A 16,456-nucleotide genomic window follows, 5' to 3' on the forward strand; every position below is an offset into this window, starting at 1 on the left:
TGGGATCAGAGTGTCAAGGCATGTGCCTGTAAACGGGAGGGATCCTGGTGACAGTGACGGTCGAAGCACTCCGGCGGCCCCGCATCAAGCCCGAGCACCGTGCCTATCGCACGGTCGACGGCAACGTCCGCATCGGCAGCGTCATTCACGGCATCGGCGCGGAGATCGCCGACCCGCAGGGCTGGGTCTGGACGCTGGTCGAGGCGATGGACGGCACACGAGGGCCGGCCGCGGTGGTCGAGGAGGTGACGCGGGCGCACCCGGACCTCCCCGGCGAGGACGCCCGCCAGGCGATGGCGGACCTGCTCGCCGCCGGGTTCGTGGACGACGCGGGCGCGGCCGTGCCGCTGCCCGAGCGGGAACGGGTCCGCTACAGCCGCGGGGTGCCGCTGCTGCGCTGGATGGACCTGGCCCCGCGCAGCAACCCGTGGGACGCCCAGCTGCGGCTGCGCCGGGCCCGTGTCCTGCTGATCGGCGTCGGCGGCACGGGCGGTCACGCCGCGCAGAGTCTTGTCGCCTCCGGCGTCGGCCGGGTGCACTGCGTGGACCCGGACGTCGTGGAGCTGTCGAACCTCAACCGCCAGCCCCTGTTCCGCGAGTCCGACATCGGCCGCCCCAAGGCGGAGGCGGCGGTCGCCGCGCTGCGGGCCGTCAACTCGGACGTCACCGTGACCGGGGAGCGCCGCGAGGTCCGGGGCCCGGCGGACCTGGCGGACCTCGTGGCCGGTGCCCGGGACCCGGACCCCGACGGCCTCGCCCCGCACTCCGTGACCGGCCCCCGGGACCCGGACCCCGACGGCCTCGCCCCGCACTCCGTATCCGGTTCCCGGGACCCGGACCCGTCAGGGCCCGCCGCGGGGCTGCCGGAAGACGCCCGCCGGCCGGACCCGCCCGCCGCGGCGCCGGGCACCGGGCCTCGCTCGTCCGCCTACGACCTGCTCGTCCTCGCCGCCGACCGGCCCGACGACATCCGCCGCTGGGCGAACCGGGTCTGTCTGGCCGCGGGCCTGTCGTGGGCCGACGCCGGCTACCGCGGCCCGCTGGTGACGGCGGGGGTGTACGTGCCCGGCCGGGGCGCCTGCTGGGAGTGTCTGCGCGCCGGTGAGGCAGCCCGCCGCGATCTGCGCCTCGCGCCCGGCCAGGACCCGGAGGTCGCCTCCCCGCGCATGCCCTGGAACCCCGCGAGCGCCGTCACCGCCGGACTCTCCGGGGGCCTCCTCGCCCATGCGGCCCTCGCCCTGCTGACCGGGGTCCCGGCCCTCGAACCCGGCTTCCGCTTCGGGATCAACCTGATGCTGCCGGGTGACCCGGTCCTCCAGCGCACCCCGCGGCACCTCGACTGCGCGGCCTGCGGCGACCGGGCGGGCGGGGTGGCCGAGTGACCCACGTCCGCCTGCACGCGCTGGAGTCCCGTCCCGACGGCGAGGAATGGATCGTCGGGCGGATGGCCACGGGCCGGTTCGTCGCGCTTCCCGAGGTCGGCAAGCAGGCGCTGGACCTGCTCGCGCAGGGGCTGAGCGCCGCCGAGGTCGGGGAACGGCTGCGGGTGGAGACCGGCGACGAGATCGACGTACCGGACTTCGTGGAGGCCCTGGTGGGGCTGGGGTTCGTCGCCGAGATGGACGGCCGGGCCGTACCGCAGCCCGCCTCGCCGAAGCCGACGCTCGCCGGGATACGGCCGCGGCACGTGCGCTGGACGCTGAGCCCCGTCGCGCCCTGCCTCGTCGGCCTGCTGATCGCGGTGACCCTGCTCACCCGTCCGCCGGTCCCGATGAACTACCGGACCCTGCTGTGGAGCCCGCACGGCAGCGCGGTCATCGCCCTCGGCGCGGGCGTGGGCTGGGGCCTGCTGTTCCTGCACGAGTGCGCGCATCTGCTGACCGCGCGCGCCACCGGCGTTCCGGGTCGGATGCGGCTGGGCACGCGGCTCCAGTTCCTGGTCATGCAGACGGACATCAGCGGCATCGAACTCGCCCCGCGCCGCCACCGGCTGACCGCGTACCTCGCCGGGATCGCGACGAATCTGACGGTGTCCTGCCTCGCCGCACTCGGCGCGGGGGCCGCCGACGGCGCCGCCCGGCGGGTCCTCGCCGCCGTCGCCCTGCTCGCCCTGCTGCCGCTCCCCTTCCAGCTGATGGTCTTCATGCGCACGGACCTCTACTTCGTGCTCCAGGACGTGACGCGCTGCCGCGACCTGTACGGGGACGGGGTGGCGTACACGAAGTACGCGGCACGGCGGCTGCTGCGCCGCACCGGGGAGCCCGACCCCAGTCTCGGGCTCCCGCGCCACGAACGGCGGGCCGTGCGCGCGTACAGCGTGGTCCTCGTCGTCGGCACCACGCTGTGTCTCGCGTTCCTCGCCACCGTCACCCTGCCCGCGGACATCACGCTGTTCGCGCGTGCGGTGACCCGGCTGGGCCCCGGGGAGCCGACGGCGCGGAACCTCGACGCCGCGGCGGTCGTCGTCGCGCTGGGCGGCATCCATCTGCTGTGGGCCCGCACCTGGTGGCGCGGGCGCCGGGAGCGCAGGATCAGCCGGGCGACATCCCCCGGTGACGTCGAGGAACGCCGGTGATGCCGCCTGCGTGGCCGGAGGCGAGGAATGCGGCGGTGGCCGCGATCTCGGGGAGCGTCGGGTTGCGGCGGGTCATCCGCATGCCCGCCAGGTCGGTCAGCAGTCCCTGGACGGCGTTCTCGTCGAGATCCATGCCGCTGTCGAGCGCGGCGAGTTCCTCCTCGGGCAGCGTCTCGGGCACGCCGGCCGCCCACAGGGCCCACGGCGCGCAGTCCGCGCGGGCCGAGCTCCCCCGCCAGGTGGCGCACCAGCGTGTCGATCGCCGCGTCCGCGGGCCCGGTGCCGCCCGTCATCGGACTGCCGTGCGCGGAACCGCTGTTGAGGGTGAGGATCACGCCGGAGCCGCGCTCCCACGATCCACTGCCCGGCGGTGAAGTCGGCGAGCCGCACGTCCGGCGCGGTGGCGAGCGGGTGGACGGGCTCGGTGGTCTCGGCGGACCCGGCGGCCCCCTGCGGGCACGCACTGCGTTCGCGTCCGGTCCAGGACTGTCACAGGTACGCCTCGCCTCCCCGTTGGTCGGGTGGGTGGCCCGGCTACCGTCGCACCACGGAACCCGTCACGTCCGTCGGATCTTTTCGCGCATTCCTTTCGGCAGAACTGAAAGATCCGGACCCGGAGACGGTCCCGACCGCCACCGGGCGGGGCCGGAGCTGACCGAGGACGGTCGCCCCGAACGCGAGCCCCATGCCCGCCAGTTGCACCGGAGTCAGCTCCTGTCCCAGCGCCGCCCAGCCGATCACCGCCGCGGTCAGGGGCGAGAGCGGTCCGAGGAAGGTGACCTGGGTGGCGGAGAGCCGCCCGATACCGCGGAACCAGAGCCAGTAGGCGAGGGCCGTGTTCGCCAGCGCCAGGTACAGATAGCCGCCGACCGCGCGGCCGTCCAGCGCGGGCGGCGCGCCCTCGACCACGAGAGCGAGCGGCGCGATCAGCAGTCCGCCGGCCGTCAACTGCCAGGCGGTGAGCGCCAGCGGCCCGACCCCGTCGGGGCGTCCCCAGCGCTTGGTGAGGACGGTTCCCGTGGACATCGACGCGGTCGAGGCGAGCGCGGCGAGCACACCCACCGTGTCGAGGGCCCCGGCGGCCTTCAGCACGACCAGGCTGACCCCGAGGGCCGCGGCGACACCGGTGAGGAGCGTGCGAAGGGTCGGCCGGTCGCCGAGCAGCAGCACCGAGAGCCCCGCGACGAACAGCGGGCCGACGGAGCCGACCACCGCGGCCATACCGCCGGGCAGCCGGTACGCGGACAGGAACAGCAGCGGGAAGAAGGCGCCGATGTTCAGCGCGCCCAGCACCGCCGCCTTGCCCCACCAGACGCCGCGCGGCAGCACCCGCGCGAGGGCGAGGAGGAGCAGTCCGGCGGGCAGGGCGCGCATCACCGCCGTGAACAGGGGGCGGTCGGCGGGCAGCAGCTCCGTCGTGACGGCGTACGTGCTGCCCCAGGACACGGGGGCGAGCGCGGTGAGGGCTATGAGGGCGGGGCGGTTCATGGCCATGGGGCACCCGATTTCCAGTGGACCGGCGAGAACTGGGCCAGGACAAGCACGTCGGCCGCGAACGACTCGACCCTGAGTAGCTTACTGGCAAGCTATTTATCGTCAAGCCGCTTCTTACTGATCTACTCAGCGCCCATCCACTCTCTTGTGAGCTACTTCCTTGCGACCGATCCGGCGTCGGCGGATACTCACCCGCATGAACACCCCCAAGGACCCCGTCGAGAACCCCGTCGAGAACCCCGTCGAGAACCCCGTCGACGACTCCGCCGAGGTCTCCACGGAGGGCCTGGTCGAGGCCGCCGCCGAGGCTCCGGCCGACGCCGCGCCGGACAAGGACGCCGTCGACGCGATCATCGAGCAGTGGGCCGCCGTGCGGCCGGACCTCGACACCACCGCGATGGAGGTCTTCGGGCGGATCTTCCGGCTCTCGCGGGCGATGGGCGACCGGATGGAGAAGGCCTACACGCGTTTCGGGATCTCCCGGGGCGAATTCGACGTGCTCGCCACGCTCCGCCGCTCCGACGCCCCGTACACGCTCTCCCCCCGGCAGCTCTCGGCGACACTCATGCTCACCACCGGCGGGATGACCGGACGCCTGGACAAACTGGAGCGTGCCGGACTGCTGCGCCGCTCACCCGATCCGCACGACCGGCGCGGACTCCAGGTCACGCTCACCGACGAGGGACTGCGCCTGATCGACGAGGCCGTCGGGGCGGGACTCGCCGTCCAGACCGACGCGCTCGCCGGCCTCGACGAGGCCCGGGCCGGCCAACTCGCCGACCTGCTGCGCCGACTGCTGACCAGTACCGCCCTCTAGGCGACGGTCGCCCGGCGCGCCCAGCGCGGTCTTGAGCGCCGCCTCGACCGCCGCCGCATCCGGGGACTCCGCGGCCCAGGCCACGTGTCCGTCGGGCCGCACCAGCACCGTCGTGCTCCTGTCGTCGGCCCACCGTTCCACGGCGAGGCGGTCCGCGCGGCCTTGCGCGGCGTGGGGCCGCGGGGCGATCAGGACGAACCGGCCGCCGCGCAACGCCTCGTAGAGCCGGCCGCTCCTCAGCGCGACGTCCGGGATACGCCGGCCGACCAGCGGGTGGGAGCCGTGCGGCGCCCCGTACGCGTACCCGATGCCCGTGATCTGGCCGAGCGCCCTGCGCCGGGCCGGCCCGACATGGCTCAGGATCGCGCCGAGCCCGGTGCGCAGCGCCAGCGTCCAGGGGTACTTGGCCATCGCGAGCCGCACGATGCCGCCGCTGCTGCGCAGCACGGCCCGGCCGACCGGGTGGCGCTCCGCCTGGTAGGTGTCCAACAGGGCCGCGTCCACGTGCCCGCCGAGGACGGCTGCCAGCTTCCAGCCGAGGTTCGCCGCGTCCTGGAGGCCGGTGTTCATGCCCTGGCCGCCGGCCGGGGTGTGCACGTGCGCGGCGTCACCGGCGAGGAAGACGCGCCCCACCCGGTAGGCGGGCGCCTGGCGTTCGTCGCTGTGGAAGCGGGACATCCAGCGGGCGTCCCGCATGCCGTAGTCGCGGCCGAGGGCGAGCCGGGTGATCTCCTTGACCTCGTCGAGATCGAGCGGCTCGTCGTCGCGGACGTTCCGGCCGCGGTGCCAGCCGATCACCCGGTAGTAGCCGTCGCCGAAGGGAGCGAGGAAGGCGAAGGCGTCCCCGACCGCGTCGGCGGTCAGCACCGACTCGGGTTCCTCGTCGAGCCGGACGTCCGCGAGCACCACGGACCGGATCACCGACTTGCCGGGGAACGGCAGCCCGGCCTCCGCCCGCACCACGCTGCGCATCCCGTCGGCCCCGACGACGTACGCCGACGTCAGCTCCGCCGTCGCGCCGTCCGGACGGCGGACCGTCAGCGTCACGCCGTCCGCGTCCTGGCCCAGACCGGTCACCTCGGTCTCGTACAGGAAGCGCACCCCGGCGTCCTCCGCCCTGCGCACCAGCACCTTCTCCACCTCGTACTGCGGGATCACGAGCAGGTGGTTGAAGCGGGAGGGGAGGGTGTCGAGCGAGAGGGAGAACGCGCCGAAGAGCTGGAGACGGTCGAGCCGCCGGCCCTCGCGCTCCAGGTCGTCGGCGAGGCCGCGGGCGTCGAGCTGCTCCAGCGTGCGGGCGTGCAGCACGAAGGCCCGGGAGAGGTTGCTGATCCCGTGCGGCCGCTTCTCGACGACGGTGACGGGAACGCCGGCGGCGGCGAGGTCACCGGCGAGCAGCAGCCCGGTGGGGCCGGAGCCGACGACGACGACACCGCGGGGGTCGACGGCGGGGCGCGTCGCCGGACGGCGAGGGGCGGTGGCGTCCGCGGCGGCGGCGCGGGGCTCGGCGGGCTGTTCTTCATGCGTGCCGCGCATGGCCTGTGCGTTCCGCGTGCGGTCCTTCATGGTGACCTCCGATGCCAACGCTTGTGGGCCAACGGTGATGGGCCAACCGCGGTTGACCCGCAGCACCTGTCGGCCGATCCGGGCCTCCCGCTTGCCAACACTTGTTGGCCAACACTTGTTTGCCAACATAGGACGACCTCACTGGACTGTCAACACGTGTTGGCCTACGGTCGTTGGCATGACACTCAAGGAACACCGCGCACCCACGTCGGCGGCGACGGACGCGCCCGCGCCCCGCCGCTCCGACGCGACCCGCACCGCGATCCTCGACGCGGCACGCGCCCGCTTCGCCGCCGACGGCTACGAGCGCGCCACCATCCGCGCCATCGCCAGGGACGCCCGGATCGACCCGTCGATGGTCATGCGCTACTACGGCTCGAAGGACGGGCTGTTCGCCGCCGTCCTCGACGTCGACCTGCGGCTGCCGGATCCGGCGGGCTTCGATCCGCGGGACGTGGGCCGCGTCCTGGTGAGCCACTTCCTCGACATGTGGGAGGAGAACGGCGTCCTCACCGCGATACTCCGCGTGGGTGTCACCAATCAGGCGGGCGCCGAGCGCCTCCAGGGCATCTTCAAGGACCAGCTCACGCCGGTCGCACGACGCGCCTGCCCCGATCCCGAGCAGGCGCCGGCACGGGCCGCGCTGTGCGCCTCGCAACTGCTCGGGCTCGCCCTCACCCGCTACGTCCTGCGGATCGGCCCGGCCGTCGCGCTGAGCCGTGCGGAGATCGTGGCCTGGCTGGGCCCGACGGTCCAGCGGTACCTGACGGCGCCGCACCCGTAGGCCGCGAAGCCGACCCGATCACCCTCGCCACGAGCGGACCCGGCGGCATGAGCACGGGCGGACCTTCCGCTGCGGGGCGGGCGGACCCGGCGCCACCGGAGCAGGGGGCACAGGGGGTGCGGCGCTACGGGCCCGGCGCGGGAGGCACCACGGGCGCGGGACAAACACATCGAGGGAGCCCGCGCGACACGTGCGCGGACTCCCTCGACGGAAGTGAAGAAACCGGTGTACCCGGGTCAGCTCTGCTTCTGCGGCCTGTCGGACTTGTCGAGGACCATCACGAGGCCGGCGATGACCAGGAACAGCACGATCGGCAGCGCCACGTACAGGCCCAGGGTGTCGATCACGCTCAGGCCGGTGCCGGGGTCGTCGCCGTCGTCGCGGGTCAGCGCGAGCGCGGGGGACGACATGAGCAGCATCATCAGCGTCGTACCGGCAGCCAGGGCGCCGGCGCGCAGGGCGTTCTTCTTGTCCACGGTGCAAACGTAGCGAACACCTGAATGAGTCGCGCGCCCGGGGGTGCCGTACGGAGGCCCCGGGGCCTCCGGGGCACCCCCGCGCGGGGCCCGGGACGCGGGTCCTGCGCGCCCTCAGGCCGGTGTCCCGGCCGTCTTTCCGTCGGCCTCCGCAACCGGCCCCGCCGCCCGGGCGCCCCCCGCACCCGTGCCGTCCCCCGCACCCACGCCGTCCCGCGGGCCCGAACCGTCCGCCGCACCCGCGCCGTCCCGCACGGCCCGGTCCCCCGCCGCGCGTCCCCGCACCACGTCGATCAGGGCGTGCAGCCGGGGCGAGGCGGCGAGGTCCTCCAGGGTCACCGGCCGGCCCTCGGCGTCGGCGACGGGCAGGCGCCAGTTGGGGTACTCGTCCCAGGTGCCGGGGAGGTTCTGCGGACGGCGGTCGCCCACGGCGTCCGGGAGCCAGACGCCGACCAGCCGGGCCGGGGTGCGCAGCAGGAACCGGTGCACGGCCTGGATCTCGGCCTCCTCCGACACCGCCGCGCAGCCGCCGCTCGCGCCGCGCAGCAGCCCTAGCCGGGCGAGCAGCGCCAGCCACTCCCCGGTGTCCGCGGCGGCCGCGGCCCGTTCCTGTTCCAGTGAGCCGGTCAACAGGCCGAGCCGGTCGCGGAGTTCGACGTGGTCGCCGGTGAGCCGGGAGGCGGTGGACGGCAGATCGTGCGTGGTCGCGGTGGCCAGGCAGTCGGCGCGCCAGCGTTCGGGGGGAAGCGGGAGTCCGTCACCGTCCCAGTCCCGTTCGAACCACAGCACCGAGGTGCCGAGCACCCCGCGTGACTGGAGCGTCTCGCGCACACCGGGCTCCACGGTGCCGAGGTCCTCACCGATCACCAGCGCTCCGGCCCGGGATGCCTCCAGGGTGAGGATCGCGAGCATGGCCTCGCCGTCGTAACGGACGTACGTGCCCTCGGTGGGCGGGTGTCCCTGCGGGATCCACCAGAGCCGGAACAGGCCCATGACGTGGTCGATGCGCAGGGCGCCGGCGTGCCGGAACAGCGCGCGCAGGAGGCGGCGGCAGGGGGCGTAGCCGGACGCGGCGAGCCGGTCGGGACGCCAGGGCGGCAGGCCCCAGTCCTGACCGCGGGAGTTGAAGGCGTCCGGGGGCGCGCCGACCGACATGCCCGCGGCGAAGTACTCCCGCTGGGCCCAGGCGTCGGCGCCGTCGGGGTGGACGCCGACGGCGAGGTCGTGCACGAGTCCGACCGCCATGCCCGCGTCGCGCGCGGCCCGCTGCGCGGCGGTCAGCTGGGTGTCGGTGAGCCAGGCGAGGCGACTGTGGAAGTCGACGCGGTCCATCAACTCGCCCCGGGCTCGGGCGGTTTCGGACGAGCGGGGGTCGCGCAGGCCGGGTGGCCAGCGCCGCCAGTCGGATCCGTACAGCTCGGCGAGCGCGCACCAGGTGGCGTGGTCCTCCAGGGCCTCGCCCTCCTCGGCGAGGAAGTCGGCGTACGCGGCCTGCCGACCGGGACCGAGCGGCACCGCGCACACGGCTTCGAGCGCCTCGCGCTTGAGCTCCCAGACGGCGTCGCGGTCGATCAGGGCGCCTTCGGTCAGTACGGAGTCGCGGAGCCGTTCGGCGCGTTCCAGCAGCGACCGGTCGCAGCCGTCGGCGTAGGCGTACTCGGGGATGTCCTCGACGCGCAGGTGCACCGGGTCGGGGAAGCGGCGGGAGGAGGGCCGGTAGGGGGACGGGTCGGTGGGTGTGCCGGGCACGGCCGCGTGCAGCGGGTTGACCTGGACGAATCCGGCACCGAGTGCCCGTCCCGCCCAGGCGGCCAGCTCCCCGAGGTCGCCGAGATCGCCCATGCCCCAGGAGCGTCGCGACAGCAGGGAGTAGAGCTGGACGAGCAGCCCGTACGCGCGTCCGGGCGGCGCGGGGAGGCGAGCGGGCGCGACGACGAGGTGGACGTCGGCGGTGCGGCCGTCGGGCGCGGCGGCGTGCAGGGCGTGTACGCCGGGCGGGAGTTGTTCGGGCCGGGCGCGGGTCTCGCCCTGCTCGGTCACGATGCGGAGCCGGGTTCCGTCCGGCAGGGCGGCCAGCGCCGCGGGGGCGCCCTCGCCCCAGGACACCACCGTCGGCGGCAGCAGCCGTCCCCGCAGCGCGTCTTCCCGCGCCGTGAGGGCGGCGCGCACGGCGTCCGGGGTGCCCGCGTCGACGCCGAGCGCCGCCAGGGCCGCGACGAGCGCGGTGTCGGACGCGGCGACCGTACGGCCCGGGGAAGGCTCGTAGGACGTGGCGACGCCGTGCAGGTCGGCGAGCCGCGACAGGGGCGTCGGTGACGGCGCCTGCGGTGGATCGGCGGGCCGGCGAGGTGGCATCTAGACCTCCGACACGGCGCCGGGGTAGGGGGGCGCCCCCTGGTCGGGCAGGGCCGAGAGCCGGGGGGAGGGCTCGCTCGTCAGGGGCACGGCGTCGGTGAGCGGCGGCTCGCTGGTGAGCGGTTCGGCGTCGGGCAGCGGGGGTTCGCTGGTCAGCGGCGCCTCCGCGCAGGCGCCTTCGGCGCTGAGCAGGCACAGGTAGGCGCCTTGGGGTTCGGCGGACAGCTCCGCCTCGCGTTTGGAGAGGGCCGAGAGCAGAAGGTGTGCCGATGCGGCCACGGGGGCCTCCTTGTCGAGTACGTCGAGTACGGCGGCCCAGGGCGGTTCCCGCGGAGTCGTGCCGCGCGCTCCGGCCCTGGCGGTCAACGCAGCCCTACCCAGCGGGCGCGATGGCAGACGTACAAGGGCGGACAACGTGCTCCTGGTCACATTCTGTCTCCGTGGTGTGACTCCAAATCTGGGCAATCTTCGCACTTCGACCAGTCTCATTGACACCCTCACCACGCGGATGGTGGGCTCGGCGCCTCAGCGACATGGCTGTCGGGGAACCGGGCACAGGGCTGCCGGGGAGCCGGGCCACGAGGAGGGGGAGCGTGCAGCTCCGGCGTGGGAAAGGGGCGGCCGCGCTCGCGTTCGCCGTTGTCGCGGGCGCACTGGGATCGGCGCCCGCCGCCGTCGCCGCGCCTGTGTCACCGCTGCCGTCCGCGGACGAAGTCGAGCCCACCGGGGGCGGGCAGCCCGCGGTCTGGCCGCGCCCCCAGTCGCTGCGCGCCGGCGGCACCGAGGTCACGGTCACCGACGAGGTCGTCCTGGTCACCGAAGTGCCGGGCGCATCCGGCCCCACCGCCGGGTCCGGTCCGTACGCGCCCGGCGCGACGACCGATCCGTACGCCCTCGACGCATTGCGCGCGCTGTTGCGCCAGGCCGGCGCGCGGAAGATCACCACGGTGCGCGACGGGGACGCACTCCCGGCCGGTGCGCTGGTGGTGCGCCTCGGCGAGGACCCGGCAGCCGCGCCCCGGTCCGGCGTACGGGGCGCGACGGACAGCGGCGCCGCGACGGGCACGCCTGCCGCACGCGGCCGCATGAGCACGAAGGTCACCGGCTCCTCGCACTCCCCTTCGATCCCGGCCTCGCGCCACTCCTTCGGCGGACACGCCGGAAGCAGGGCCTCCGAGGGAGCGCACGGCCTTGGCGCGCGTGCCGGTGCGAGCTCCCTGGAGCGGGTCCTCACGGCTCTCGGCGCCGCCCCCCGCGCCGACCTGCCCGCCGGGGGCTACCGGCTGGCCGTCGGCCGCACGCACGGCCGGGACACGGTGGTGCTGGCCGGAGTGGGCGAGGACGGCCTCTTCCACGCGGTGCAGACACTGCGTCAGCTCGTCGGCTCCGACGGGCGCATCAAGGGCGTCGTCGTCCGCGACTGGCCCGGCACGCCCGTGCGTGGCACCACCGAGGGCTTCTACGGCACCCCGTGGACCCGTGAACAGCGCCTGTCCCAGCTGGACTTCATGGGCAGCACCAAGCAGAACCGCTATGTGTACGCCCCCGGCGACGACCTCTACCGGCAGGCGCGCTGGCGGGAGCCGTACCCGGCCGCGCAACGCTCGGACTTCCGGGAGCTGACCGAGCGGGCGCTTCGCAACCACGTCGCCCTGACGTGGACCGTGGCCCCCGGCCAGGCGATGTGCTTCTCGTCGGACGCCGACGTGAAGGCCCTGACACGCAAGCTCGACGCCATGTGGGCACTCGGGTTCCGGTCCTTCCAGCTCCAGTTCCAGGACGTCAGTTACAGCGAGTGGCACTGCGGCGCGGACGCCCACGCCTTCGGCTCCGGCCCGGAGGCGGCCGCGAAGGCGCAGGCCCGGGTGGCGAACACGGTCGCCCGGTATCTCGCCGAGCGCCGCCCGGACACCACCGCCCTGTCCCTGATGCCGACGGAGTACTACGAGGACGGCTCGACCGACTACCGCCGGGAGCTGGCGAGCGCCCTGGACGAGGGGATCGAGATCGCCTGGACCGGCGTCGGCGTCGTGCCGAGGACGATCACCGGAGCCGAACTGGCGCGCGCCCGGGACGCGTTCGGCGGCCACCGGCTCGTCACCATGGACAACTACCCTGTCAACGACTACGCGCGGGACCGGATCTTCCTCGGCCCGTACCAGGGACGCGAGCCCGCGGTCGCCACCGGCTCGGCGGCGCTGCTGGCGAACGCGATGCCGCAGGCCGTGGCCTCGCGCATCCCTCTGTTCACCGCCGCCGACTATGCGTGGAACCCACGGGACTACCGCCCCCAGGAGTCCTGGAGGGCGGCGGTGGACGACCTGGCGGGCGGGGACCCGGACCGCGGGGAGGCGCTGCGCGCCCTCGCCGGCAACGACGCGTCCTCCGTCCTCGGCGGCGAGGAGTCGGCGTATCTGCGCCCGCTGATCGACGCGCTCTGGCAGGCGCGGACGAGCACGGACCGGACGGCGAACGAGACGGCCGCACGTCGGCTGCGTGCCGCGTTCACCGTGATGCGCGAGACCCCCGAGCGGCTGTCCGACAGCACCCTCGATGTCGAAGTGGCGCCCTGGGCCGAGCAGTTGGCGCGCTACGGGGAGGCCGGCGAGACCGCGGTCGACATGCTGCGCGCCCAGGCGGGCGGCGACGCGACGGCGGCCTGGACGGCGTACCGCACCCTGGGCCGGCTGCGTGCCGGGATCGCCGCGAGCGAGGTGACGGTCGGTGAGGGGGTGCTGGACACGTTCCTGAAGAAGGCGCGAGGGGCGTACGGGTCGTGGGCGGGCCTCGGCCACGAACCGGCCGCGGAGCACGGTGCGGCCACGGACGGCCGCACCGTCCGCTTCCCGCGCGCCCGCACCCTCACCGCCGTGAGCGTCCTCACCGAGCCCGGCGCGGCCGGCTCCGTCGAGGCGCACGTGCCGGGTGAGGGCTGGCGGCGGCTCGGCCCCCTCGCGGCCGGAGGCGCGACGGAGGTCCGGGCAGGGAAGAACACGGCCGGGAAGGACACGGCTGGGAACGGCACGGGCGAGGATGCCGGGGAAGGCGGGGCGACGGCGGCAGGGCTGCGCGCCGACGCCGTCCGCGTGACCGGCCCCCGGCCCTTGCTGGTGCGCCATCTCGTGCCGTGGTTCGCCGACTCCCCGGCCGCCGCGCTGGAACTGGCGCGTTCCGAGACCGACGTGGAGATCGGCGGCACGGGCCGGGTGACGGCCCGGCTGACGTCGCTGCGCCCGGCCGACGTGCACGGCGAACTGACCGCGAAGGCGCCGAAGGGCATCCGGGCCGAGGTCCCGCGGGCGCCTGCCGCCCTCCCGCGCGGAACGGCCGTCGACGTCCCCGTCGAGGTCACCGTGCCACCGGGGACACCGGCCGGCTCCTACACCGTCACCGTCGCCTTCGGCTCGCAGACCCGCACCCTGACGGTGCGTGCCTTCCCCCGCACCGCGGGCCCCGACCTGGCCCGGACCGGCACGGCCTCCTCCTCGGGCGACGAGACGCCCGATTTCCCCGCCGCGGCGGCGAACGACGGCGACCCGGCGACGCGTTGGTCGTCACCTGTGGAGGACGGCGCCTGGTGGCAGGTACGGCTCGCCGAACCGGCGCACCTCGGCCAGGTCGTGCTGCACTGGCAGGACGCCCACCCGTCGGAGTACCGGGTCCAGGTCTCCGCCGACGGCCGCACCTGGCGCACGGCGGCGGCGGTGCGGGACGGCCGGGGCGGGCGCGAGTCGGTCCGTTTCGACGAACGCGGTGTACGCCACGTCCGCGTCCAGGGGCTCAAGCGGGCCACGCGGTACGGGTATTCGCTCTGGTCGGTGGAGGCGTACGAAGTCGCGGAGAAGACCGCGGGGGAATGAACCGATGGCCCCGGGGCGGGCGATAGACGGGGTGTGAGACTGTTCCGCCCCATGAGGGGCCACCGGGAGGACGACACGGACGCAGCGCTGCTGCGGGCCGTGTCGGACGGGGACTCGGCGGCGATGGCCGCGCTGTACGACCGGCATGCCGGGTGGCTGCACACGCGGCTGACCCGACGATGCGCCGATCCCGAGGTGGTGCGCGAGGTGTTGCAGGACACCTTCGTGGCCGTGTGGCGGTCGGCCGGCGCGCACCGGGGCGTGGAGGTGGGCGGCTGGCTGTGGACCATCGCGGCGCGCCGTCTGGTGGACGCGCGACGCACGCAGGAGCGGGCGGAGCGTGTGGAGTACGCGGCGCCGACGCCTGCGCCCTCCGCCGAGGAGCGCGTGCTGGCGGGCCTGGAGTACGGGGACGTGGGCACGGCCTTGGACCGGATCTCCCCCGAACTGCGCGAGGTGCTGCGGGCCACCGTCGTCGACGGGCTGACCACGCGGGAGACCGCCCGTCTCCTCGGTATCCCGGAAGGCACGGTGAAGACCCGCGCCATGCGCGCCCGCGCCGAACTCCGCGCCGCCCTCGCCCAACTGAACCCGCCCCTGAGTTCCCCTCTGAATCCGTCCCTGGCCCCGTCCCCGCTGGGAGGCCCGGCATGACCGGCTGGCACGCCCCCGACGACCTCGTCACCCGCTACGCGGACGGCTCCCTTCCGGAGGCGGACGCCTGGTCCCTGGAGACACACCTGGAGAACTGCGGGCCGTGCGCCGTACGGGTCTCGCACGCGGCACGCGCAGGAGCGGCCGGAGTGATGCTGGCTCAGGTACGGGGCGCGGTTCTGAACGCGGTACGCGAACCGGCACCGGCCACCGCGCGCACCCCGGCCCCCGCGACCACCCAGGTCCCGGTTTCCGCCTCCGCACCGGCGGTGCCGAGGGGCGCACGGGCCGTCGGGGGGCGGCTCGCTCGGATCGCCTGGGCCGCCGGCCCCGCCTTGCGTGGAGCCTGGTCCGCGGCCGTCGTGCTGGTGGCCGTGGGGGCGGTGGCACTCGCGTACGGGGGCGGGTCGGCGAGCGCGCGGCCGTTCCTGCTGGCTGTCGCACCGATCGTGCCCGTGGCCGGGGTCGCCCTCTCCTACGGGCGGCATGCGGATCCGCTGCACGAGATCGTCGCGGCCTCTCCCTCCGGCGGGCTGCGCCTCCTGCTGATGCGCACGTCCGCCGTGCTGGCGGTGAGTCTGCCGTTGCTGACGGCGGCGGGGCTGTTGCTCCCGCCCTCCGGCTCCCGCCTGCCCGCGGCGCCGGCGGCGGCCACCTGGCTGCTGCCGGGCCTGGCCCTGACGCTGGCCTCGCTCGTGCTGTCCGGGTACGTGGGTTGCCGCAACGCGACGGCGGTGGTCGGCGGAGGCTGGTTGCTCGCGCTCGCGGCCCCCGCCCTCTCGGCCACGGGCTCCGGCCTGACGGCCCGGCTCACGCAGCAGCTCTCCCTCTACTTCACCGGCGCCTCGCTCCAGGGGGGCTGGGCGGCGGCGGCCGCGCTCTGCGCCCTCCTCCTCGCCGCGCGCCGCAGCGCATACGACCGTCTGGAGACGATGTGAACATCCACCGCACGACCGGCATGCCGGCCTTGAGCGGCGATGACCTTCCCGGGACAGCCGCGGCCATGGACGGCGGCGGTCCGCGGACCACCGCCATACGGGTGTCCGGGCTGACCGTCCGGCACCGCAGGACCACCGCCCTGGACTCCGTCGACCTGGACTTCGGCCCCGGCGTCCACGGTCTGCTCGGCCCCAACGGCGCCGGCAAGACCTCACTCGTCCGTGTCCTCGCCACGGTCGCGAAGCCCACCGCGGGCCAGGTGGAGATGCTCGGAAGCGACCTCCACGGCCACCGGGAGCGCAGCGCGGTCCGCCGGGAACTCGGCTATCTGCCACAGGACTTCGGGTACTACCCGGGCTTCACCGTGCGGGAGTTCGTCGCCTACGCGGGGTGGCTGAAGGAGCTGTCGGCCGCGAGCGCCCCGGCCGCGGTCGAACGGGCCGTGGCCCGGGTCGGCCTCGCGGACCGTATCGACGCGAAGGTCAAGACCCTGTCCGGCGGCATGATCCGCCGCGTCGGCATCGCCCAGGCCATCGTGAACGACCCCCGCGTCCTGCTCCTCGACGAACCCACCGCGGGCCTCGACCCGGAACAGCGCGTCGAGTTCCGTGCGCTGCTGCGGGAGTTGGGCAGCACCTCGACCGTGCTCGTCTCCACCCACCTGGTGGAGGACGTGGCCGCGGCCTGCACGAACGTGACCCTGATCGAGGCCGGCCAGGTCGCCTACCGCGGCACACCCCGCTCGCTCGCCGCCCTCGGCGCGAACGGTCACGAGTCCGACGGCAACGCCATCGAGCGCGGTTACACGGCGGCCCTGCGCGGCCACCGCTCGGCGACAGCGGCGGGGGCCGGCCGATGAACGTACGCATCCAGCCGGACGGAGACGGCCCGGCCGGCACGCACGCCCCGGCCCTCGGAGGCCGTCGTACGAGTCGG

Annotated in this window: 13 protein-coding genes and 1 pseudogene; 8 read left to right on the forward strand and 6 right to left on the reverse strand. The window is 74.8% G+C overall.

Translation table 11 applies throughout. The features are described 5' to 3' along the window. Positions 1-83 precede the first annotated feature (83 nt). A complete protein-coding gene (locus H305_RS0124180; RefSeq protein WP_028802671.1) occupies positions 84-1,382 on the forward strand; it encodes a ThiF family adenylyltransferase in 1,299 nt (432 codons plus the stop codon). After that, complete coding sequence (locus H305_RS46915; RefSeq protein WP_078629215.1) at positions 1,379-2,575, forward strand: hypothetical protein; 1,197 nt, start codon at positions 1,379-1,381, stop codon at positions 2,573-2,575. Before H305_RS0124180 ends, H305_RS46915 begins: the two co-directional genes overlap by 4 nt. On the opposite strand, the gene H305_RS56435 is transcribed toward H305_RS46915, so the two are convergent. Continuing rightward, the gene (locus H305_RS56435; RefSeq protein ID WP_028802672.1) at positions 2,532-2,756 is read right to left on the reverse strand and encodes a hypothetical protein; all 225 of its coding nucleotides are present in this window, start codon (positions 2,754-2,756) and stop codon (positions 2,532-2,534) included. The two genes, H305_RS46915 and H305_RS56435, sit on opposite strands and share 44 nt — an antisense overlap. A gap of 353 nt (positions 2,757-3,109) precedes the next feature. Next, on the reverse strand, positions 3,110-4,069 hold the full coding sequence (locus H305_RS0124195) for an EamA family transporter (RefSeq protein ID WP_028802673.1): 960 nt from the start codon (positions 4,067-4,069) through the stop codon (positions 3,110-3,112). Between the two features lie 196 nt (positions 4,070-4,265). Between H305_RS0124195 and H305_RS56095 the strand changes: the two genes are divergently transcribed. Beyond that, positions 4,266-4,886 carry a MarR family winged helix-turn-helix transcriptional regulator gene (locus tag H305_RS56095; RefSeq protein WP_028802674.1) on the forward strand — a complete coding sequence of 207 codons (621 nt, stop codon included), beginning with the start codon at positions 4,266-4,268 and terminating at the stop codon, positions 4,884-4,886. 18 nt (positions 4,887-4,904) lie between these two features. Here H305_RS56095 and H305_RS46925 read toward each other — a convergent pair. After that, positions 4,905-6,452: pseudogene (locus H305_RS46925) on the reverse strand (FAD-dependent monooxygenase); the annotation flags it as partial. A gap of 178 nt (positions 6,453-6,630) precedes the next feature. Between H305_RS46925 and H305_RS0124210 the strand changes: the two are divergent. After that, positions 6,631-7,236 carry a TetR family transcriptional regulator gene (locus H305_RS0124210; protein WP_028802675.1) on the forward strand — a complete coding sequence of 202 codons (606 nt, stop codon included), beginning with the start codon at positions 6,631-6,633 and terminating at the stop codon, positions 7,234-7,236. 236 nt (positions 7,237-7,472) lie between these two features. Here H305_RS0124210 and H305_RS0124215 read toward each other — a convergent pair whose 3' ends face one another. The 3 genes from H305_RS0124215 to H305_RS0124225 form a co-directional block, all read right to left on the reverse strand. Further along, on the reverse strand, positions 7,473-7,712 hold the full coding sequence (locus H305_RS0124215) for a hypothetical protein (RefSeq protein ID WP_028802676.1): 240 nt from the start codon (positions 7,710-7,712) through the stop codon (positions 7,473-7,475). 114 nt (positions 7,713-7,826) lie between these two features. Then, a complete protein-coding gene (malQ, locus tag H305_RS46930) occupies positions 7,827-10,067 on the reverse strand; it encodes a 4-alpha-glucanotransferase (protein ID WP_078629216.1) in 2,241 nt (746 codons plus the stop codon). Next, entirely contained in the window at positions 10,068-10,346 is a 279-nt protein-coding gene (locus H305_RS0124225; protein ID WP_028802677.1) for a hypothetical protein, read from the reverse strand. It abuts the gene before it with no gap. Positions 10,347-10,660: 314 nt separating this feature from the next. On the opposite strand from H305_RS0124225, the gene H305_RS0124230 reads away from it, so the two are divergent. From H305_RS0124230 to H305_RS0124245, 4 genes are all read left to right on the forward strand, one after another. After that, positions 10,661-13,927, forward strand: coding sequence for a beta-N-acetylglucosaminidase domain-containing protein (locus H305_RS0124230; protein WP_028802678.1), 3,267 nt, complete (start codon positions 10,661-10,663; stop codon positions 13,925-13,927). Positions 13,928-13,978: 51 nt separating this feature from the next. Then, a complete protein-coding gene (locus H305_RS0124235; protein WP_037765091.1) occupies positions 13,979-14,581 on the forward strand; it encodes an RNA polymerase sigma factor in 603 nt (200 codons plus the stop codon). Beyond that, positions 14,578-15,519, forward strand: a complete 942-nt coding sequence (locus tag H305_RS0124240; protein ID WP_028802680.1) for a zf-HC2 domain-containing protein — start codon at positions 14,578-14,580, stop codon at positions 15,517-15,519. Before H305_RS0124235 ends, H305_RS0124240 begins: the two co-directional genes overlap by 4 nt. 65 nt (positions 15,520-15,584) lie before the next feature. Next, positions 15,585-16,379, forward strand: coding sequence for an ABC transporter ATP-binding protein (locus H305_RS0124245; protein ID WP_199791454.1), 795 nt, complete (start codon positions 15,585-15,587; stop codon positions 16,377-16,379). Positions 16,380-16,456 lie beyond the last annotated feature (77 nt).

The organism is Streptomyces sp. 142MFCol3.1 (genome assembly GCF_000424945.1).
In the GTDB taxonomy this organism is placed as follows: Bacteria; Actinomycetota; Actinomycetes; order Streptomycetales; family Streptomycetaceae; genus Streptomyces; species Streptomyces siamensis.

Coding starts and splice junctions, on each gene's coding strand:
- H305_RS0124195 (WP_028802673.1), bottom strand. CDS start 4,069: ATGGCCATGAACCGCCCCGCCCTCATAGCCCTCACCGCGCTCGCCCCC.
- H305_RS56095 (WP_028802674.1), top strand. CDS start 4,266: ATGAACACCCCCAAGGACCCCGTCGAGAACCCCGTCGAGAACCCCGTC.
- H305_RS0124210 (WP_028802675.1), top strand. CDS start 6,631: ATGACACTCAAGGAACACCGCGCACCCACGTCGGCGGCGACGGACGCG.
- malQ (WP_078629216.1), bottom strand. CDS start 10,067: ATGCCACCTCGCCGGCCCGCCGATCCACCGCAGGCGCCGTCACCGACG.
- H305_RS0124235 (WP_037765091.1), top strand. CDS start 13,979: ATGAGGGGCCACCGGGAGGACGACACGGACGCAGCGCTGCTGCGGGCC.
- H305_RS0124240 (WP_028802680.1), top strand. CDS start 14,578: ATGACCGGCTGGCACGCCCCCGACGACCTCGTCACCCGCTACGCGGAC.
- H305_RS0124245 (WP_199791454.1), top strand. CDS start 15,585: ATGGACGGCGGCGGTCCGCGGACCACCGCCATACGGGTGTCCGGGCTG.